Origin of the sequence: Mycolicibacterium austroafricanum (assembly GCF_000612725.1) — a bacterium.
In the GTDB taxonomy this organism is placed as follows: Bacteria; Actinomycetota; Actinomycetes; order Mycobacteriales; family Mycobacteriaceae; genus Mycobacterium; species Mycobacterium austroafricanum.
The window spans coordinates 103,443-121,624 of the sequence record NZ_HG964462.1; the positions used below are offsets into that span (position 1 = coordinate 103,443).

At 67.1% G+C, this 18,182-nt stretch carries 20 protein-coding genes and 4 tRNA genes; 18 read left to right on the forward strand and 6 right to left on the reverse strand.

The window, feature by feature from the left end:
• Positions 1–23 precede the first annotated feature (23 nt).
• Positions 24–920 (forward strand): serine/threonine-protein kinase, encoded by an 897-nt coding sequence (locus BN976_RS31065; RefSeq protein ID WP_011782223.1) that lies wholly within the window; start codon positions 24–26, stop codon positions 918–920.
• Between the two features lie 122 nt (positions 921–1,042).
• Entirely contained in the window at positions 1,043–1,741 is a 699-nt protein-coding gene (locus BN976_RS31070; RefSeq protein ID WP_036377462.1) for a VldE C-terminal domain-containing protein, read from the forward strand.
• Between the two features lie 26 nt (positions 1,742–1,767).
• Here BN976_RS31070 and BN976_RS31075 read toward each other — a convergent pair.
• Positions 1,768–1,840 (reverse strand) — tRNA-Lys (locus BN976_RS31075).
• A gap of 130 nt (positions 1,841–1,970) precedes the next feature.
• Between BN976_RS31075 and BN976_RS31080 the strand changes: the two genes are divergently transcribed.
• The 5 genes from BN976_RS31080 to BN976_RS31100 all read left to right on the forward strand — a co-directional run bounded on the left by BN976_RS31080 (position 1,971) and on the right by BN976_RS31100 (position 3,475).
• A tRNA-Glu gene (locus BN976_RS31080) sits at positions 1,971–2,043 on the forward strand.
• A 36-nt stretch (positions 2,044–2,079) separates the two neighbouring features.
• A tRNA-Asp gene (locus BN976_RS31085) sits at positions 2,080–2,156 on the forward strand.
• Positions 2,157–2,197: 41 nt separating this feature from the next.
• Positions 2,198–2,271: transfer RNA gene (locus BN976_RS31090), tRNA-Phe, on the forward strand.
• 51 nt (positions 2,272–2,322) lie between these two features.
• Positions 2,323–2,880: a chorismate mutase gene (locus BN976_RS31095; RefSeq protein WP_036377464.1), complete on the forward strand. Its 558-nt coding sequence runs from the start codon at positions 2,323–2,325 to the stop codon at positions 2,878–2,880.
• Positions 2,881–2,902: 22 nt separating this feature from the next.
• Positions 2,903–3,475 carry a TetR/AcrR family transcriptional regulator gene (locus BN976_RS31100; protein ID WP_011782220.1) on the forward strand — a complete coding sequence of 191 codons (573 nt, stop codon included), beginning with the start codon at positions 2,903–2,905 and terminating at the stop codon, positions 3,473–3,475.
• A 48-nt stretch (positions 3,476–3,523) separates the two neighbouring features.
• Here BN976_RS31100 and BN976_RS31105 read toward each other — a convergent pair whose 3' ends face one another.
• Positions 3,524–4,318 (reverse strand): MBL fold metallo-hydrolase, encoded by a 795-nt coding sequence (locus BN976_RS31105; RefSeq protein ID WP_036377468.1) that lies wholly within the window; start codon positions 4,316–4,318, stop codon positions 3,524–3,526.
• A gap of 102 nt (positions 4,319–4,420) precedes the next feature.
• Between BN976_RS31105 and BN976_RS31110 the strand changes: the two genes are divergently transcribed.
• Both BN976_RS31110 and BN976_RS31115 read left to right on the forward strand, forming a co-directional pair.
• On the forward strand, positions 4,421–5,029 hold the full coding sequence (locus BN976_RS31110) for a TetR/AcrR family transcriptional regulator (protein ID WP_011782218.1): 609 nt from the start codon (positions 4,421–4,423) through the stop codon (positions 5,027–5,029).
• A gap of 50 nt (positions 5,030–5,079) precedes the next feature.
• Positions 5,080–6,642 carry a phytoene desaturase family protein gene (locus BN976_RS31115; RefSeq protein WP_036377471.1) on the forward strand — a complete coding sequence of 521 codons (1,563 nt, stop codon included), beginning with the start codon at positions 5,080–5,082 and terminating at the stop codon, positions 6,640–6,642.
• A gap of 2 nt (positions 6,643–6,644) precedes the next feature.
• Here BN976_RS31115 and BN976_RS34150 read toward each other — a convergent pair whose 3' ends face one another.
• The gene (locus BN976_RS34150) at positions 6,645–6,794 is read right to left on the reverse strand and encodes a hypothetical protein (RefSeq protein WP_011782216.1); all 150 of its coding nucleotides are present in this window, start codon (positions 6,792–6,794) and stop codon (positions 6,645–6,647) included.
• Positions 6,795–6,827: 33 nt separating this feature from the next.
• Complete coding sequence (locus BN976_RS31120; protein WP_275995831.1) at positions 6,828–7,172, reverse strand: UBP-type zinc finger domain-containing protein; 345 nt, start codon at positions 7,170–7,172, stop codon at positions 6,828–6,830.
• Positions 7,173–7,264: 92 nt separating this feature from the next.
• Here BN976_RS31120 and BN976_RS31125 point away from each other — a divergent pair, with 92 nt between their 5' ends.
• The 3 genes from BN976_RS31125 to BN976_RS31135 all read left to right on the forward strand — a co-directional run bounded on the left by BN976_RS31125 (position 7,265) and on the right by BN976_RS31135 (position 8,728).
• Entirely contained in the window at positions 7,265–7,705 is a 441-nt protein-coding gene (locus BN976_RS31125; RefSeq protein WP_036377474.1) for an SRPBCC family protein, read from the forward strand.
• Between the two features lie 127 nt (positions 7,706–7,832).
• A complete protein-coding gene (locus tag BN976_RS31130) occupies positions 7,833–8,273 on the forward strand; it encodes an SRPBCC family protein (protein WP_011782213.1) in 441 nt (146 codons plus the stop codon).
• An 8-nt stretch (positions 8,274–8,281) separates the two neighbouring features.
• Entirely contained in the window at positions 8,282–8,728 is a 447-nt protein-coding gene (locus BN976_RS31135; RefSeq protein ID WP_011782212.1) for an SRPBCC family protein, read from the forward strand.
• Here the strand turns inward: BN976_RS31135 and BN976_RS31140 are convergent.
• The gene (locus tag BN976_RS31140) at positions 8,725–9,900 is read right to left on the reverse strand and encodes a pyridoxal phosphate-dependent aminotransferase (protein WP_036377477.1); all 1,176 of its coding nucleotides are present in this window, start codon (positions 9,898–9,900) and stop codon (positions 8,725–8,727) included. The two genes, BN976_RS31135 and BN976_RS31140, sit on opposite strands and share 4 nt — an antisense overlap.
• A 136-nt stretch (positions 9,901–10,036) precedes the next feature.
• On the opposite strand from BN976_RS31140, the gene BN976_RS31145 reads away from it, so the two are divergent.
• The 6 genes from BN976_RS31145 (at position 10,037) to BN976_RS31170 (ending at position 17,714) form a co-directional block, all read left to right on the forward strand.
• Entirely contained in the window at positions 10,037–11,143 is a 1,107-nt protein-coding gene (locus BN976_RS31145; protein WP_036377480.1) for an alkene reductase, read from the forward strand.
• 47 nt (positions 11,144–11,190) lie between these two features.
• Positions 11,191–11,379, forward strand: a complete 189-nt coding sequence (locus BN976_RS31150) for a hypothetical protein (protein WP_011782209.1) — start codon at positions 11,191–11,193, stop codon at positions 11,377–11,379.
• Between the two features lie 199 nt (positions 11,380–11,578).
• Entirely contained in the window at positions 11,579–12,790 is a 1,212-nt protein-coding gene (locus BN976_RS31155; RefSeq protein ID WP_011782208.1) for an acetyl-CoA C-acetyltransferase, read from the forward strand.
• 15 nt (positions 12,791–12,805) lie between these two features.
• The gene (locus BN976_RS31160; protein ID WP_036377484.1) at positions 12,806–14,953 is read left to right on the forward strand and encodes a 3-hydroxyacyl-CoA dehydrogenase NAD-binding domain-containing protein; all 2,148 of its coding nucleotides are present in this window, start codon (positions 12,806–12,808) and stop codon (positions 14,951–14,953) included.
• Between the two features lie 90 nt (positions 14,954–15,043).
• Positions 15,044–16,165, forward strand: a complete 1,122-nt coding sequence (locus tag BN976_RS31165) for a serine hydrolase domain-containing protein (protein ID WP_051558671.1) — start codon at positions 15,044–15,046, stop codon at positions 16,163–16,165.
• Between the two features lie 58 nt (positions 16,166–16,223).
• A complete protein-coding gene (locus BN976_RS31170) occupies positions 16,224–17,714 on the forward strand; it encodes a class I adenylate-forming enzyme family protein (RefSeq protein WP_234935364.1) in 1,491 nt (496 codons plus the stop codon).
• A gap of 3 nt (positions 17,715–17,717) precedes the next feature.
• Here the strand turns inward: BN976_RS31170 and BN976_RS31175 are convergent, their stop codons facing one another.
• Positions 17,718–18,143 carry a pyridoxamine 5'-phosphate oxidase family protein gene (locus BN976_RS31175; protein WP_036377490.1) on the reverse strand — a complete coding sequence of 142 codons (426 nt, stop codon included), beginning with the start codon at positions 18,141–18,143 and terminating at the stop codon, positions 17,718–17,720.
• Between the last annotated feature and the right edge of the window lie 39 nt (positions 18,144–18,182).

The following is an 18,182-nucleotide window of genomic DNA, read 5'->3' on the forward strand; positions in this document are numbered from 1 at the left end:
CACAGACGGGCTAGCTTGGAAACATGCAGGCGCCGGAGCTCATTGGCGGTCGCTACGAATTGCGGGGCGTTCTGGGTCGCGGCGGGATGGCCGAGGTGCGCGACGCCTGGGACAAACGGCTGGGGCGTCCGGTCGCGGTCAAGCTGCTCTACCCGTCGGTGAGCGCGCACCCCGACACCAGGCGCCGGTTCGCGATCGAGGCGCGCGCGGCCGCCGCGTTGAACCACCCGCATGTCGTCGCCGTCCACGACAGTGGTGTGCACGACGGCAGGCACTACATCGTGCTGGAACGCCTGCCCGGCCAGAGCCTGGCCGACGTGCTCGCTCATCACGGACCGCTGCCCGTCGACCACGTGCGCGCGATCATGCGTGACGTGCTCTCGGCGCTGCGTGCCGCGCACACCAGCGGCGTCCTGCACCGCGACATCAAGCCGGCCAACATTCTGTTCACCCATTTCGGGGGCGTGAAAATCGCGGACTTCGGTGTCGCCAAGAGCGCCGATACGCCGCAGACGCTGACCAATCGGGTGTTCGGGACGATGGCATACCTACCCGCCGACCGCATCGCGGGGCGACCGGCGACGCCCAGCGACGATCTCTACGCGCTCGGAGTGGTCGCCTACGAGGCGCTGACGGCGCGTCGCGCCTATCCGCAGGAAAACCTCACGGCATTGGCCGATGCGATCGCGGCGGGTCATCTCGCGCCCGTTGCGACGCTGCGCCCCGATGTCGACCCGGCCCTCGCCACCACGATCGAGCGGTCGATGGCGCGCGATCCGCGCTGGCGGTTCGCCACCGCCGATCAGATGCTGGCGTGTCTGGACGGTCCGGCGCAACGGCCGCAACGCACCGGCGTGGTGCTCGCCGCCGCGGCGTTGTTGGCAGTTTTTGTGCTCGCCGCGCTGCTCGTGGTGGTCTAGCCGGAATTGCCGCTTTGACCAGCAGATATATGTTCGCTAACCGGTTTATCCCGGTGCGGTAACGATCTGCGCGTCGAGTTCAGTTTTCATGATCAGTGCTGTATTTTGCGCGATCTTTCGTTATGTTGCTGGGCGTGGGTCGGCACTCCATCGCCAAGAAGCGGCGTAACCCCTCGGTGTACGTGGTCTCGGCGCTTGCCCCGGCAGCGGTGTTCCTCGCGGTCAAGGCCGACACGAGTGCGATCCGGGTCGCCGTCGAGGAAGAGCCCGTCGCCGCACCGGCGCCCGCACCCGTCGAGGAACAGTCCGTGCCGTGCTGCGTCGAGGTCGTGGCCGCGCCGGCGTCCGGACCCGGGCCCGCCCGGTTGACCGACGACGGTGTCGCCGACGTCGAGCCGGCGTCGCTGGTGTCCGCGTCCCGCTGGCGTGTGGTGAGCCGCACGCTGCCGGCAGGGGTGGCCCCGGAGAACGGTCTGCAGGTGCGCACCATCCTGACCGCCCGCAGCATCAGCGCGGTCTTCCCGGAGATCAACAACATCGGCGGGGTGCGGCAGGACGCTCTGCGCTGGCATCCCAACGGTCTGGCGCTGGACGTGATGATCCCGAACCCGACCTCACAGGCCGGTATCGCGCTGGGCAACCAGATCGTCGCGTACGTGATGGCGAACGCCGAGCGCTTCGGCATCCAGGACGCGATCTGGCGGGGCGCGTACTACACGCCGGGAGGCGCGAAGGCCGGCGGCTACGGCCATTACGACCACGTGCACGTGACGACGACCGGCGGCGGATACCCCGACGGTGACGAGGTCTACTTCCGCTGACGCGGAGCGCCTGTCGAACTGCGTTGTGCCCCCACTAGGACTCGAACCTAGGACCTGCGGATTAAAAGTCCGTAGCTCTACCAACTGAGCTATAGGGGCTTCGGGTGGTTTCTGACCCCCGAAAGGATACGACATGCTGCTCGTTTGAGGATTTGGGTGTCCGTACCCTAAGCTATCGAAGCTCCCAACGGCATGAACGTTGTGAACACCCCGGAGAGATTCGGAATAGGCCCCCATCGTCTAGTGGCCTAGGACGCCGCCCTTTCACGGCGGTAGCACGGGTTCGAATCCCGTTGGGGGTACGCAACGCGGAGACGCGGAGCACAGCAGGAAAGCAAGGCCCTGTGGCGCAGTTGGTTAGCGCGCCGCCCTGTCACGGCGGAGGTCGCGGGTTCGAGTCCCGTCAGGGTCGCCATCACGGCGATGGCACTCACAACAGAGTGGCCGGTGCCGTCCGGCCAGGTAGCTCAGTTGGTACGAGCGTCCGCCTGAAAAGCGGAAGGTCGCCGGTTCGATCCCGGCCCTGGCCACTTCACCCCCCGGCTTGGCCGAGGGGCTCCGCCCGTGGATGATGATTGGCGATGATCCGCCTCTGTGCCCCGGCCGTCGCAATGGCAGCGCTGCTGCCGTTGTTCGCCCCGGCCGCTGCGGCACAGCCCCAAACCACCCTGGTCGACCTCGTGGACGCCGCCACCCGGCGGCTGCAGGTCGCCGAGCCCATCGCCGCCAACAAGTTCCACACCGGCGGGCTGATCGAGGACCCGGTGCGTGAACAACAGGTCCTCGATGCGGTGTCCGCCGAGGCCACAGCCCTGGATCTGGACCCGGCCTACGTGACGACGGCGTTCCGGGACCAGATCGACGCCACCGTGGCGATCGAGTACAGCCGGCTGGCGCAATGGAAATTCGACCCCGCCACGGCGCCGGTCGACGCACCCGATCTGGCGTCGTCGCGCGGGATCATCGACGCCCTCAACCGCGAGATGGTCACGCTGATGGCCGACGAGTGGGACAAGCTGCATGCGCCGACGTGCCGGGCCGAACTCGACCAGGCCAAGGCGACGGTCGCCGCGCAGCGTGGGCTCGACCCGCTCTACCGGCAGGCCGTCGACCACGCCACCCGCAACTACTGCCGCTGAGCGTGCAAGCATCTCTGGTGACATGAACGATTTCCGGCAACGGCTGCTCGACGCGTTGGAGGCGTCGATCGCCGAGGACGGCTACGCCAGGACCACGGTGGCCGACATCGTGCGCAGAGCCAAGACGTCCCGACGGACCTTCTATGAGCATTTCGACAGCAGGGAGGCATGTTTCGTCGCACTGCTGTCGGACGCCAATGCCGACCAGATCCGGCAGATCTACGCGGCGGTCGACCCGAGCGCACCGTGGCAGAAACAGGTCAGGCAGGCCATCGAGGCGTGGATCTCGTCGGGGGAGGCGCGCTCGGCGCTGATGCTGAGCTGGATCCGTGACGTGCCCGCCCTCGGCGCCGCCGCCCGCGGGCTGCAGCGCGAGGCGATGGAGCACTTCGTCGACATGGTCGGCGCACTCGGCGCCACCGACGAGTTCCGCGCTGCGGGTGTCGGCCCCTTCTCGCGGCGCCGGATCATCATGCTGCTCGGCGGCCTGCGTGAACTCACCGCCAGCACGGTGGAGGAGGGCGGCCGGATGAGCGACGTCACCGACGAAGCGGTCGAGGCGTCGATCGCCCTGCTGAGTCCGCCCGCGCGCTGACGATCGCGCTGCGAAAACCGCTGCGCAGGTTGACAATCGGCGGCGATCTCACGTCTGCGCGGTGGCCCTGGCCTGTTCGTAGAGTGTGACATCGTGGGAGCACAGGATCATCAGATCGGGGTCCTGGCGACGGTACAGCTCGGCGAGCCGGACGTGATTCTGTTTCACCTTCTGCTTGTCCGAGGCCACCAGCATCTCCAGCCGGGCCGTCCACTTCGGCACCGGCGGGGCGCCCGCGAGAGTGCCAGGGTGATAGAAGGAGTCACCGGCGTGCAGCAGCCAGCGGTGTCCGGCGTCGACGGCCACGCATGCGTGGCCGCGGGTGTGGCCCGGCAGTGAGATGAGGACGAAGCCCGGCCCGATTTCGGTGAGCTCCTTGGCCGCTGCGAAACCGCGCCACGCCTCGCCGTCGATGTCGTGCTCGACGATCCTCGGCCCGTGTGCCCACTGTGGGGGGCGGAAGCGAATCCGCTCCTGAATCGAGGGGGATCGCATGGCGCCGAACGCTTCTGTGGTCGTGACGTGAACAAGCGCATCGGGGAAGTCCGCCAGGCCGCCGATGTGGTCGGCATCGAAGTGCGTCACCACAACGTGACGGACGTCCGAGCGCCGGAATCCGAGTTGTCTGATCTGGTTCAGTGCGGTCTCGCCGCGGTCGAAATTGGGCCGGATGAACCGGCTTCTGATGCGCCCGAAGCGGTTCGGGTCCTCGCAGTCATGGGTGCCGAAACCCGTGTCGACGAGCACCAGTCCGTCCGCGGATTCGACGAGCAGTACATGGCAGACCATCGTGCCGACCCCCGTCGGCCGTATCGTTCCACAGTTGAGGTGATGAACTTTCACATGAGCCCCCCGGCTACATCCTGCGTGAGGTCGGCTGCCCGATCAAGCGGCCGAGGGGTCCGGTGCCGCCACCCGGGGGGCATGCTGCGGTACCTTACGCACATGGTCCGACCTGCCCAGACGGCACGCAGTGAGCGCACCCGCGAAGCGCTCCGGCAGGCCGCCGTGGTGCGCTTCCTGGCCCAGGGCGTCGAGGACACCTCTGCCGAGCAGATCGCCGCCGACGCCGGGGTGTCGCTGCGAACGTTCTACCGCCACTTCGCTTCCAAGCACGACCTGTTGTTCGCCGACTACGACGCGGGACTGCACTGGTTTCGGTCCGCTCTCGCCGCGCGCTCGCCGGAGGAGTCGATCTTCGAGTCGGTGCAGTCGGCGATCATGGCCTCGCCGTACGAGGACTGGGCGGTCACCAAGATCGCCGCGATGCGAGCCAAGGAACTCGACACCGGCCGCATCGTGCGGCACATCCGCCAGGTCGAGGCCGATTTCGCCGAAGCGGTCGAGCAGCACATGGCAGCGGCCGGCGCGGCGGCCCCCGGCACCGACGAGCGGATGCGCACCACCGTGACAGCGCGGTGTATCGCGGCGGCGGTGTTCGGCGCCATGGAGGTGTGGATGCTCGGCGAGGACCGCTCGCTGCCCGAACTGGACCGGCTGTGCCGGCAGGCGCTGACGCTGTTGCGTTCCGGGATCGAGGACCCGGTCGGATGAATGTTTTGTCAATATTGACAAAACATCGCCCGTCGTGACAGCCTCGGCCGATGGCGGACTTCGACGCGATAGTCGTGGGGGCTGGGCACAATGGACTGACGGCTGCGGCGCTGCTGCAACGGGCGGGGCTGCGCACTCTGTGCCTGGACGCCAAGCTTTATGCCGGTGGGATGGCCTCGACCGTAGAGCTCTTCGACGGCTTCAGGTTCGAGATCGCCGGTTCCGTACAGGTGCCCACCTCGGCGGTGGTCAGTGATGCCCTCGGGCTGGCGGAGCTGCCCACGGTCGACCTCGACGTGATGTCGGTGCAACTTCGCGGCATCGGCGACGACCCCCTCGTCTACTACACCGATCCGATGAAGCTGCTGACCCATCTCAACGAGGTTCACGGGGCGGAAGCGGTCAACGGCATGGCCGGGCTGATGGCCTGGTGTCAGGCGCCGACCCGGGCGCTGGGTCGGTTCGACGCGGCGCAGCGGCCGAAGTCGCTCGACGAGATGTTCGCCTGTGCCACCAATGAATTCGAGCGGCAGGCCATCTCAGACATGTTGTTCGGGTCGGTCACCGACGTGCTCGACCGGTACCTGCCAGACCGCGAGAAGCACGGCGCGCTGCGCGGCATGCTGGCCTTCCTCGCGGTCAACACCACCTACCGCGGCCCGGCCACACCGGGCAGCGCCGCCGCCCTGGCCTTCGGGCTGGCGGTGCCCGACGAGAACGCCACTCTGATCAAGAAGTTCCGCGGCGGCATGGGTGCGGTGACCGAGCACCTGCTGCAGATGTTCAGCGCGGCCGGCGGGGAACTCCGGCTGCGCAGCAAGGTCGACGAGATCATCGTCGAGGACGGCCGGGTGGCGGGCGTCCGACTGGAGGACGGGTCGACGCTGGCGGCCCCGATGGTGGTCTCGGCCGTCGCGCCCGACCTCACCGTGAACACGCTCGTCGACGGGGGCGCCGTCCCGCCGGACGTGCGGGAACGCTTCTCGCGCATAGATCACCGCGGCAGTTATCTGCAGATGCACTTCGCGCTGGACGGGGCGCCGACGTTCGCCGAACCGTACGAGATGCTCAACGATCCCGGGTATCAGTCGGCCATAGGCATTTTCACCACTCCCGAGGAACTGCAGCAGCAATGGGAGGATTCCCGCCGCGGTGTGGTACCCGCCGATCCGGCCATCGCGCTGCAGATCCCGTCGGCGAACGACCCCGGTCTGGCGCCGCCGGGCAAGCACGCGGTGTCGGCCTTTGCGCTGTGGTTCCCGCTGTCCGAGGAGCGCGCGAGTTACGGGGAGATGAAAGCCGAGATGGGGCAGCGTGTGATCGACAAGATCACCCGGCTCGCCCCCGACTTCGAGAGCCTGATGCTGCGGCACACCACGTTCACGCCCAAGCACATGGGCACGATGTTCGGTGCGCCCGGCGGCGACTACTGCCACGGCCTCATCCACCCGGAGCAGATGGGACCCAACCGTCCTGGACCGAAAGGCTATGCGGATCAACCGATTCCGGTCGACGGGCTCTATCTGGCCAGTGCCGGCTGCCACGGCGGGCCTGGTATCACATTCATCCCGGGATACAACGCCGCCCAGCAGGTGCTCGCCGACCGGACCTGACGTCAGGTCGCGGGGCCGCTCTCGGTCGCACCGCCCTCGTCGGACCAATCGACCCGATCCTCGGTTCCCTTCGACGGATCGCTGACCACGTCGTCATCGGCGTGCTCGGAGCCCGCATCGGTCTCGGTGGTCTTCGGCTTCTCTTTAGTCACGGCCCTGGGTTACCCCGGCCGGCGGCGATTCATTCAGCCGCGGCGGGCCTGCAGCTGGGCCATCCAGTCCGACGGGACCCGGCCGCGCGGCCCCGGCGCCGTCTCGTCGGCCGGTCGGCTCTGCGGCGCGGCGAGTTCGGGTCCGTCGTAGTACGCGCCGGTGTCGAAATTCCAGAACCAGTCCTCGCCAGGCTCGAACGAGCGGATGACGGGATGGCCGGTGGCGCGCCAGTGCGCCGACGCGTGCCTCTCCAGGGAGTCATCGCAGCAACCGATGTGGCCGCACGCGGCGCACCGTCGCAGATGCACCCACCAGCCCCCGTCCGCGTCACACTCGACGCAACCGGTGCCGCTAGGCGGAACCGTGGGATCAACCATGCCGTCCGGGGCGTCGCTCACGACCGCGAGCCTACGACGACAGTCCGGGGCTCTCGATCCGAATGGCTACGTCGGTGGTCTATGGTCGCGCCATGGCAACCAAGGATTCCCGCGAGGTCGTGATCGAAGCAACACCCGAGCAGATCCTCGACGTCATAGCCGACGTCGAAGCGACGCCCACCTGGTCGCCCCAGTACCAGAAGGCAGAGATCCTTGATCGCTACGACAATGGCAGGCCCAAACAGGTCAGGATGACGGTCAAGGCCGCCGGCCTGACCGACGAGCAGGTCATCGAATACACCTGGGGTGACAACGAAGTCAGCTGGACGCTGGTCTCGGCCACCCAGCTCAAGGCCCAGGATGCCGGTTACACGCTCACACCCGCCGGCGACAAGACCAAGGTGAAGTTCGACATCGCGATCGACCTGTCCGTCCCGCTGCCCGGTTTCATCATCAAGCGCACCATCAAGGGCGGCGTCGAGACCGCCACCGAAGGCCTGCGCAAACAGGTGCTGAAGGTCATCAAGGGCTGAACCGCCACACCGTGGAAGGCGCCGATCCGGCGCAGCAGGCAGCGCCGGTCGTCCGGACCGCTTGGTCATAGACGTTAGCTGCAAAATGCGCTCCGCGAGGCCGGTTGGGTGACTAGTATTTGCCGGTATGGCCGTGCGCGCTTCCAGCGAGGTGGTGATCGAGGCTCCACCGGAGGCGATCCTCGACGCCCTGGCCGATATCGAGGCGGTGGCTTCGTGGTCCTCACTGCACAAGGACGCCGAGGTCGTGGATCGCTATCCCGACGGTCGCCCGCACCACGTCAAGGCGACCGTCAAGATCATGGGGCTGACCGACAAGGAATTCCTGGAGTACCACTGGGGCGACGACTGGGTGGTGTGGGACGCCGAGCGGACGTCGCGGCAGCGCTGCCAGCACGGTGAGTACAACCTGACGTCGGTGGGGGAGCAGCGAACCCGGGTTCGTTTCGACCTGCTTCTCGACCTGGCGGCGCCGTACCCCGGGTTCCTGGTCAAGCGCGCCAAGAAGATGGTGCTCGATATCGCGCTGCAGAACCTGCGCCAACGCGTCCTGGCCGGCGCGGAGTAGCGGCGTTCGTGGCGATTCGGGCGTCGCGCGAGGTTCTCATCGAGGCGCCGCGGGACGCAGTCATGGAGGCGCTGGCCGATGTCGGCGCGTTGCCGTCGTACTCGTCGATGCACAAGCGTGCCGAGGTGATGGACCGCTATCCGGACGGTCGGCCCCACCATGTTCGGGTCAAGATCCGGCTGCTCGGTCTGGTCGACACCGAGATCCTCGAATACCGTTGGGGCCCGGATTGGTTGGTGTGGGACGCGCAGCCGACGTCGCAGCAGTACGCGCAACACGTGGAGTACCGGCTGAGCTCCGACGACCACGGCGAGTGCACCCGGGTGCGCATCGACATCACCGTCGAGCCTGTGGTGCCGATTCCCGAGTTCCTTATCCGACGGGCGTGCGGTGGTGTGCTCGACGCGGCCACGACCGGGCTACGGGAGCTGGCGCTGCGCGACGCCGGCACCTAGCGGGAACGCGGTAAGGCCCGGAGTCGCCGGATCGCCTCGTCCAGGGTGTCCTCGCGTTTGCAGAAGGCGAAGCGCACCAGGTGTTTCCACTCCTCTGCGTGCCCGGCCGCAGGGTCGCAGAACGCCGACATCGGGATCGCCGCCACCCCGACTCTCTCGGGCAACTCCGCGCAGAACGCCGCGCTGTCGGTGAATCCCAGCGGACGGGGATCGACGCACAGGAAGTACGTCCCGAAACTGTCGTGCACCTCGAAGCCGATGTCGCTCAACGCCGAACCGAGCCTGTCCCGCCGGGACTGGAAGGACGCGCACAGCGCGTCCACCCACGCGTCCTCGGTGGCCAGCGCGTGTGCGACCGCAGGCTGGAACGGCGCACCGCCGACATAACTGAGGTACTGCTTGGCCGCACGTACGCCGGCGATGAGATCGCTTGGCCCGCAGGCCCACCCGATCTTCCATCCGGTGACGTTGAACATCTTGCCCGCGCTGGAAATGGTGATCGTGCGTCCGGCCATGCCCGGATAATCGGCCAGTGGCCGGTGTCGCCTGCCGTCGAAGACCAGATGTTCGTAGACCTCGTCGGTGATCACCAGCAGGTCGGCCGAGATGGCAAGCTCTGCCACGGCGCGAAGTTCGTCGTCGCTGGCCACCGAACCGGTGGGATTGTGTGGTGAGTTGAGGATCAACGCCCGCGTCTTCGGGGTCACCGCGCGCCGCAGTCCCTCGACGTCGATCGCGAAACCCCGACCGTCACGAACCATCGGGACCGCGCGCCGGTGGCATCCGGCCATCGCGATGACGGGGGAGTACGAGTCGTAGAAGGGTTCGATCAGCAGAACCTCGGAGTCGGGTTCCACGAGACCGAGGATCGCCGCGGCGATGGCCTCGGTGGCGCCGACGGTGACGAGCACCTCGGTGTCCGGGTCGTATTCGCTTCCGTAACGCCGCCTGCGCTGATCGGCGATGGCCTGACGCAGCGGCGCGATGCCCAGGCCTGGCGGGTACTGGTTGACTCCCTCGGCGATGGCGTTCTCCGCGGCCTTGAGCATCGCCGGGGGTCCGTCTTCGTCGGGGAATCCCTGCCCGAGGTTCACCGCGCCGACCCGGGCTGCCAACGCCGACATCTCGGCGAAGATGGTCACCGCGTAAGGCTGTAGGCGTCGCACCGTCACGGTGTCGAAGCCTAACGGGGTGGGCTCCCGTGGTGCGCTACTCCGATGTCGTCGGGCATGTGCCCCCGGCGCGCAGGAATGCGTCGTCGACACGAATGCCGGGAATGAATCCGGATCGACGGGTGCTGATTGCGACATGGCTTTCACCCTCGGCGCAGGCTCCGCTCTGCTGAAACCCATCCAGGTCGGTGGCGTCACTGCCGAGAACCGAATCTTCATGGCGCCGTTGACCAGATCACGCGCCGACGCGGACGGCACGCCGTCGTCGCTGGCCGCCCAGTACTACGCGCAGCGCGCCGAAGCCGGTCTGATCATCAGCGAGGCTACCGCCGTCTGTGAGCAGGCCAACGGCGCATATCTGAACACCCCTGGTCTGTACACCGACAGACAGCAGGAGGCGTGGGCCGAGATCGCCTCGGCGGTACACGGCGCCGGCGGGAAGATGTTCGTCCAGCTTTGGCACGTCGGGCGCATGGCCCACCCCGAGATCAGTGGATTCGAGAATGTGGGCCCGTCGCCCATAGCCGCCGATCTGGTGACGCACACGCCCTCCGGGAAGAAGCAGTTGCCCGTGCCGCGCGCGCTGACGGCCGCAGAGATCGCAGAAATCATCGGACAGTTCCGTGCCGCCGCTCGGCGCGCCGTCGACGCCGGTATGGACGGTGTCGAAATCCATTCGGCCAATGGATATCTGCTCCACGAGTTCCTCTCCGAAGTGGTGAACCAGCGCACCGATGCCTACGGCGGATCGCCGCAGAACAGGGCCCGGTTCACCGCCGAAGTCGTCGAAGCCGTCGCCGCCGAGATCGGTCCGGAACGCGTCGGGCTGCGCATCTCGCCCGGGAACAACGCAGGGGACATGACCGAGGTCGACCAGATCAGCGCGTACGAACTGCTTCTGTGCCGCATCGCGTCGCTGAACATCGCCTACCTGCATGTGGTCAGTGAACCCTCAGCTCCCGCATTCGCCGCGATCCGGACGCAATGGGAGGGCACGTTGGTGCTCAACACCCCGCGCGACGTCGATACCGACTTCGCGGAGCTGGAGAACCTGGCCACCTGGGGCGTGATCAGCGCCGCCGCCGTTGGGCGGGCCTTTCTCGCCAACCCGGACCTGGTCCAACGCCTGACCTCAGGCGCCGAGCTCAACGAACCCGATGTGGCGACGTTCTATGCCCCGGGGCCGGCCGGCTATATCGACTACCCGACGCTCGATGAGCTTGCGGAGCCGCAGTCGGCGTAACTGTTACGTCAGGTGTGTGACCGCGCAAGCATGGGAACACCCCGCGCATGGCTACCTACCGCGTTCTGAATCCCAGGGGTGACGTCGTCGACACCAAAGACATCGAGAGCGCCGACGACGCGCACGCCTGGTTCGTCGATCAGAAGGCCGACAACTCCGAGCTGGGCTGGCGCATGGAGGTCGAGCACGACGGCGAGTGGTCGTTCTTCGACGACACCGAGGGCTCCCCGGACTAGCACGCCGGAACCGCGAGCAGACGCATACGCGGACGATCTGCGGCTGGATCGTGCGAGTCTGTGTCTGCTCGCCCTACAACCGTTTCTCCAGACTGCCCCAACCAAGCGGTTGGGCGAGGCTGCTAGCATCGCGCACAGAGGAGCAGCCTCCCCGCGGGTCGAGAATCCGCGAAACCCCTGAACAGGACCTGGAGAACACATGTCCGAAGAAGCCTTCATCTACGAAGCGATCCGCACCCCCCGCGGCAAGCAGAGAAACGGCGCCCTGAACGAGATCAAGCCGGTCAACCTTGTCGTCGGCCTGATCGACGAGATGCGCGTCCGCTTCCCTGACCTCGACGAGAACCTGATCAGCGACCTCATTCTGGGTTGCGTCTCGCCCGTCGGTGACCAGGGCGGAGACATCGCCCGCACCGCCGGCCTGGTGGCCGGCCTGCCGGACACCACCGGTGGCTTCCAGCTCAACCGGTTCTGCGCCTCCGGCCTGGAAGCGGTCAACCTGGGCGCCCAGAAGGTGCGGTCGGGCTGGGACGACCTGGTGCTCGCCGGCGGCGTGGAGTCGATGAGCCGCGTCCCGATGGGGTCCGACGGCGGCGCCTGGGCCGGCGATCCCGAGACCAACTACCGGATCGGGTTCGTCCCACAGGGCATCGGCGCGGACCTGATCGCCACCATCGAGGGCTTCTCCCGCGAGGACGTCGACGCCTACGCGGCGCGGTCGCAGGAGCGTGCCGCGGCAGCCTGGGCGGGCGGCTACTTCGCCAAGTCCGTGGTGCCGGTCAAGGATCAGAACGGCCTGGTCGTGCTGGACCATGACGAGCACATGCGTCCCGGTTCCACCGTGGAGAGCCTGGGCAAGCTCAAGACCGCGTTCGACGGTATCGGCGCGATGGGCGGCTTCGACGATGTGGCGCTGCAGAAGTACCACTTCGTCGAGAAGATCAACCACGTCCACACCGGCGGGAACAGCTCGGGCATCGTCGACGGCGCCGCCCTGCTGCTCATCGGCAGCGAGGCCGCGGGCAAGTCGCAGGGGCTGACCCCGCGGGCGCGCATCGTCGCCACCGCGACCAGCGGCGCCGATCCGGTCATCATGCTGACCGGTCCGACCCCGGCCACCCAGAAGGTGCTCGACCGGGCCGGGCTGACCGTCGACGACATCGACCTGTTCGAACTGAACGAGGCCTTCGCCTCGGTGGTGCTCAAGTTCCAGAAGGATCTGAACATCCCGGACGAGAAGCTCAACGTCAACGGTGGCGCCATCGCGATGGGTCACCCGCTGGGCGCCACCGGCGCCATGATCACCGGAACCATGGTCGACGAGCTCGAGCGTCGTGGCGCGAAGCGTGCGCTGATGACGCTGTGTGTCGGCGGCGGCATGGGCGTGGCCACCATCATCGAGCGAGTCTGAGGAGCCTGAGAAACCATGGCAGAGAACACTATTCAGTGGGACAAGGATGCCGACGGCATCGTCACCCTGACGCTGGACGACCCGACCGGTTCGGCCAACGTGATGAACGAGCACTACAAGGAATCCATGCACAACGCCGTGGAAAAACTTGTAGCAGAGAAGGAGTCGATCACCGGTGTGGTGATCGCCAGCGCCAAGAAGACGTTCTTCGCCGGCGGTGACCTCAAGGTCATGATGAACGTCGGACCGGACAACGCCGCCGAGTCGTTCGCCGAGGTGGAGTTCATCAAGGCCGACCTGCGCAAGCTGGAGACCCTGGGCAAGCCGGTGGTGGCCGCGATCAACGGTGCGGCGCTCGGCGGCGGCCTGGAGATCGCGCTGGCCTGTCATCACCGCATCGCCGCCGACACCAAGGGTGTGGTCATCGGCCTGCCCGAGGTCACCCTGGGCCTGCTGCCCGGTGGTGGCGGCGTCGCCCGCACCGTCCGCATGTTCGGCATTCAGAAGGCCTTCATGGAGATCCTGAGCCAGGGCACCCGCTTCAAGCCGGGCAAGGCCAAGGAGATCGGGCTGGTCGACGAATTGGTCGGCAGCGTCGAGGAATTGATTCCGGCGGCCAAGGCATGGATCAAGGCCAATCCCGAGGCGCACACCCAGCCGTGGGACCAGAAGGGCTACAAGATGCCCGGCGGCACCCCGAGCAGCCCTGGCCTGGCGTCGATCCTGCCGTCGTTCCCGGCGCTGCTGAAGAAGCAGCTCAAGGGTGCGCCGATGCCGGCGCCGCGCGCCATCCTCGACGCGGCTGTCGAAGGCGCGCAGGTCGACTTCGACACCGCCACCCGCATCGAGAGCCGGTACTTCGTCACTCTGGTCACCGGCCAGACCGCCAAGAACATGATCCAGGCGTTCTTCCTCGACCTGCAGGCCATCAACGGCGGCGCGTCGCGGCCGGACGGTATCGCCAAGCAGGAGATCAAGAAGATCGGTGTGCTGGGCGCGGGCATGATGGGCGCCGGCATCGCCTACGTCTCGGCCAAGGCCGGCTACGACGTGGTCCTCAAGGACGTCACGCTCGAAGCCGCCCAGAAGGGCAAGGCGTACTCGGAGAAGATCGAGGCCAAGGCGCTCGAGCGGGGTCGCACCACGAAAGAGAAGTCCGACGCGCTGCTGGCCCGGATCACTCCGACCGCCGATGCCGCGGACCTCAAGGGTGTCGACTTCGTGATCGAGGCCGTCTTCGAGAACCAGGAACTCAAGCACAAGGTGTTCGGCGAGATCGAGGACATCGTCGAGCCGAATGCGTTGCTGGGGTCGAACACCTCCACGCTGCCGATCACCGGTCTGGCGACCGGGGTGAAGCGCCAGGAGGACTTCATCGGCATCCACTTCTTCAGCCCCGTCGACAAGATGCCGCTGGTGGAGATCATCAAGGGCGAGAAGACTTCTGACGAGGCGCTGGCCCGGGTGTTCGACTACACCCTGGCCATCGGCAAGACCCCGATCGTGGTCAACGACAGCCGCGGCTTCTTCACCTCTCGTGTCATCGGCACCTTCGTCAACGAGGCGCTGGCGATGCTGGGCGAGGGTGTGCCCGCGGCCAGCATCGAACAGGCCGGTTCGCAGGCCGGCTACCCGGCGGCTCCGCTGCAGCTCTCGGACGAACTCAACCTGGAGCTCATGCAGAAGATCGCCAACGAGACCCGCAAGGCGACCGAGGCTGCCGGCGGTACCTACGAACCGCACCCGGCCGAGTTGGTAGTCAACAAGATGATCGAGATCGGTCGTCCTTCGCGGCTCAAGGGTGCCGGCTTCTACTCTTACGTCGACGGCAAGCGCGTCGGCCTGTGGGAGGGCCTGGCCGAGACGTTCGGCTCGGACAACGCCGGTATTCCATTGCAGGACATGATCGACCGCATGCTGTTCGCCGAGGCGTTGGAAACCCAGAAGTGCCTCGACGAGGGCGTTCTCACCTCGACCGCCGATGCCAATATCGGCTCGATCATGGGGATCGGCTACCCGCCGTACACGGGTGGGTCGGCGCAGTTCATCGTCGGTTACCAGGGTGAACTGGGCGTGGGCAAGGAAGCCTTCGTGGCCCGCGCCAAGGAGCTGGCCGCCAAGTACGGCGAGCGGTTCAACCCGCCGGCGTCGCTGACGTCCTGATAGCAGAAAGTCATGAGGTGCCCCCGGCTCGCGAGCCGGGGGCACCTTCGTTTGCGCTGAGTTCCGCGGTCGCGGATAGTCAGCATCGACGTGAACACCTCGCAGATATGGCAGGAACTCGACCGGCAGGTGACCGCGGGCCGGATCCCGGGTTACGTGGCGGCCGTCCGCCGCGCCGGCATTGGGGAGGTGCACGCCTCCGGGCGACTGTCGTTCGACGCCGGCGCCCCGGCGATGTTGTGCGACACCCCGTTCCGGATCACGTCGGTGGGCAAGCCGGTCGGTGCCGCGCTCACGCTGGCGCTGATCGAGGACGGCGTACTCGGCCTGCACGATGAGATCTGCCGGTGGTTACCGGAATTCGCTGAGCCTGCAGTGCTGCGCGAAGTCACCGGGCCGCTGTCGGACACCGGTCCCGCGGACCGGCCGATAACGGTGTTCCACCTGCTGGCCATGACGGCGGGTTGGGGCGTGCTGCTGCAGGACTGCCCTCTGCAGTCCGCAATCGACGAACGTGAGATCGGCTCGGGACCGGTGCCCCCGCAGATGACCGGCGACGAGTTCGTCCGCCGGCTCGCCGAACTGCCGCTGGCGTTCCAGCCCGGCGCCGGATGGCTTTACGACACCCCGGTCAAGGTGCTCAGCGTGCTCCTTGCCCGCGCGGCCGGTATGCCGCTGGGAGACGTGCTGGCTCAGCGTCTGACCCAGCCGCTCGGCATGGCCGATACCGGCTTCTGGGCCGATGCGGATCGTTTGCCCGCGCGGTACCGGCCGGTGGGAGACGGCGTCGAAGACATCGAACTGCCCGACGGCGCCTTTGTCCGGCCCCCGCTGTTCGAAGACCTCAGCTGTGGGCTGGTGTCCACCGCTCCGGACCTGCTGCGCTTCTTCTCGGCCATGGCCGACGGAGGCGCGCCGGTCCTGCACCCCGAATCGGTGCGGCTGATGACGACCGATCAGTTGACCGTCGATCAGCGCATGCAGGGACTGCCGATCCTCGGACTGGGGGTGTCATGGGGGCTCGGCGTCGCCGTCGACGTCGAGGCGGTGTCGCCGTGGATGGCGCCGGGCCGCTGGGGCTGGACCGGCGGATCCGGAACGTCCGCCCACGTCCACCCGGACGGCTCGGTGGCCGTGTTTCTGTCTCAGCGCGAGCTCGCAGATGCTCAGGACGGGTTCGACGACTTCTGGGCGGCGGTCAGTGTCGGCTAGCTGTCCTTCATAGGCCGATCACCCGCGACTGGGGGCTGGAGTGCCCGACAATGACACCGTGACAGAAGGGTTTACCGAAAGGTTCGCGGCAGCGCTGGACGGATACGGTGAGCGGCCGTGCATCGAGTACGACGGGCGGTGGTACTCCGGCGACGAGGTCATGTCGTACGGCGCGCAGATTGCTTCCGTGCTGCACAGCGCCGGCGTCACCGGTGATGCACCGGTCGGGTTGATCGTTCGCAATCGGCTGCAGCATGCCGCGGCGATCGCCGGCTTCCTGGCCGCCGGGCGCACCGTGGCGATGATCTACTCGTTCCAGTCCCCGGACGCGATCGCTCGCGACATCGAACAACTGAATCTGGCCGCGGTGATCGCCGACCCCGAGGACTGGACGGAACCGGTAGTTACGGGCGCCGCGCGCGTGGGTTCGGCAGGCGTGGCGATCTCACTGTCCGCCCCGACGGTGGCCGGTGTCGTCGGCCTCGAACGTTGTGACACCGCACGGCGCCACGCGCCGTCCGAACCCGGCGTGGCGCTGAAGATCCTCACCAGCGGTACCACCGGGCCACCCAAGCGGCAGTCCATCAGGTTCAACGTCCTGGAGCGCACCGTGTTCAGCGTGACCGCCGGGGAGAAGGCATCCGGCGACGCGCCACCGGAGTTCGCGTACTGGCAGTTCGGCGGTATCGGGGTGTGCCAGTTGATCGCGGGCCTCTACAACGGACGTCGCATCGCGATGCTGGAACGCTTCACCGTCGACGGCTGGGTGGACGCCGTGCGGCGGCACCGGGTGACGCGCTGCGGGGTGCAACCGGCCGTGATCCGGATGCTCCTGGATGCCGATGTGCCCAAGGAGGATCTCGCGTCGCTGGAGTTCCTGATCAGCGCGTCGGGGCCACTGGATCCCGAGACGCGCGACGAGTTCGAGCAGCAGTACGGAATTCCGATTCGGTTGGCCTATGGGGCAACCGAGTTCGCGGGATCGCTGTGCGCGTGGACACCTGAGCTGTTGCAGCAGTACGGAGAGTCGAAGCGCAACAGTGTCGGACGAGCCCTGCCCGACACCGAACTGAGGGTCGTCGATCCCGAGACGGGAGGTGAAAGGGCGGTCGGCGAGCAGGGCCTGTTGGAGGCCAAGGTCGCCCCCATCGGGCCTGACTGGATCCGCACCACTGACATCGCGAGCATCGACGAGGACGGCTTCGTCACCTTGCACGGGCGGGCCGACGGCGCGATCAACCGAGGCGGATTCAAGGTGCTGCCCGAAGCCGTCAGACGGGTTCTCATCACACACCCCGACGTGCGCGACGCCTGTGTGGTGGGCGTTCCCGACGCGCGTCTCGGTCAGGTGCCCTTCGCGGCCATCGAGGTCAGCGCGGGCACGGCTGCGCCGTCCGACGGCGAACTCAGAGAGCTGGTGCGACAGTCACTTCCGGTCTACAACGTGCCCGTCGCGTTCGCGGCGGTCGAGGAACTGCCACGCAACCCGGCGCTGAAGGTGAGCCTGCCGGCTGTGGCCGCCCTCTACACCGGCCACACCGGGGACTGACGGTTACACGGCACCGAGATCGGCGGACAACCAACGGGCAGGTTTGACGAACACCGCCACGCTCTCGCCGTGTTCACGCCTCGCGAATTCGAGATAGCCGTCCACCTTCTCTGGCGCGAGGTAGCGCCTGGTCATCTCGACGAGCTGCGCGTCGGTGCCGGGCTCGATGCGCAGCACCGGGCCCTCCACGGCCACGTAGCGCACCGTGGGCTCCACACGGTCCACCATCAGCGAGACGTGGCCGTTCGATTGGATCAGCTGGTGCTTGCGGGATCCGGCGCCGGTGGTGAACCAGAGATCACCCCCAGGCGTGTACTGGTACCAGATCGGAACCGTCAGCGGACCGCGTCCGTCACCTGCGGAGACTGACAGTGCGGCAATGTGGGGCTCGGCGAGGAACTGTTCACGTTCGTCTTTGGAAAGGGCCATAACTCGCACCGTACTGATCGGCGCTGACTACCGGGTGGT

What these genes read in the sequence shown, in the direction of transcription:
- BN976_RS31130 (WP_011782213.1), top strand. Translation starts at nt 7,833, where the DNA reads ATGGCCGTGCGCGCTTCCAGCGAGGTGGTGATCGAGGCTCCACCGGAG.
- BN976_RS31095 (WP_036377464.1), top strand. Translation starts at nt 2,323, where the DNA reads ATGATCCGCCTCTGTGCCCCGGCCGTCGCAATGGCAGCGCTGCTGCCG.
- BN976_RS31070 (WP_036377462.1), top strand. Translation starts at nt 1,043, where the DNA reads ATGTTGCTGGGCGTGGGTCGGCACTCCATCGCCAAGAAGCGGCGTAAC.
- BN976_RS31120 (WP_275995831.1), bottom strand. Translation starts at nt 7,172, where the DNA reads ATGGTTGATCCCACGGTTCCGCCTAGCGGCACCGGTTGCGTCGAGTGT.
- BN976_RS31115 (WP_036377471.1), top strand. Translation starts at nt 5,080, where the DNA reads ATGGCGGACTTCGACGCGATAGTCGTGGGGGCTGGGCACAATGGACTG.
- BN976_RS31100 (WP_011782220.1), top strand. Translation starts at nt 2,903, where the DNA reads ATGAACGATTTCCGGCAACGGCTGCTCGACGCGTTGGAGGCGTCGATC.
- BN976_RS31145 (WP_036377480.1), top strand. Translation starts at nt 10,037, where the DNA reads ATGGCTTTCACCCTCGGCGCAGGCTCCGCTCTGCTGAAACCCATCCAG.
- BN976_RS31160 (WP_036377484.1), top strand. Translation starts at nt 12,806, where the DNA reads ATGGCAGAGAACACTATTCAGTGGGACAAGGATGCCGACGGCATCGTC.
- BN976_RS31155 (WP_011782208.1), top strand. Translation starts at nt 11,579, where the DNA reads ATGTCCGAAGAAGCCTTCATCTACGAAGCGATCCGCACCCCCCGCGGC.
- BN976_RS31065 (WP_011782223.1), top strand. Translation starts at nt 24, where the DNA reads ATGCAGGCGCCGGAGCTCATTGGCGGTCGCTACGAATTGCGGGGCGTT.
- BN976_RS31125 (WP_036377474.1), top strand. Translation starts at nt 7,265, where the DNA reads ATGGCAACCAAGGATTCCCGCGAGGTCGTGATCGAAGCAACACCCGAG.
- BN976_RS31110 (WP_011782218.1), top strand. Translation starts at nt 4,421, where the DNA reads ATGGTCCGACCTGCCCAGACGGCACGCAGTGAGCGCACCCGCGAAGCG.
- BN976_RS31175 (WP_036377490.1), bottom strand. Translation starts at nt 18,143, where the DNA reads ATGGCCCTTTCCAAAGACGAACGTGAACAGTTCCTCGCCGAGCCCCAC.
- BN976_RS31150 (WP_011782209.1), top strand. Translation starts at nt 11,191, where the DNA reads ATGGCTACCTACCGCGTTCTGAATCCCAGGGGTGACGTCGTCGACACC.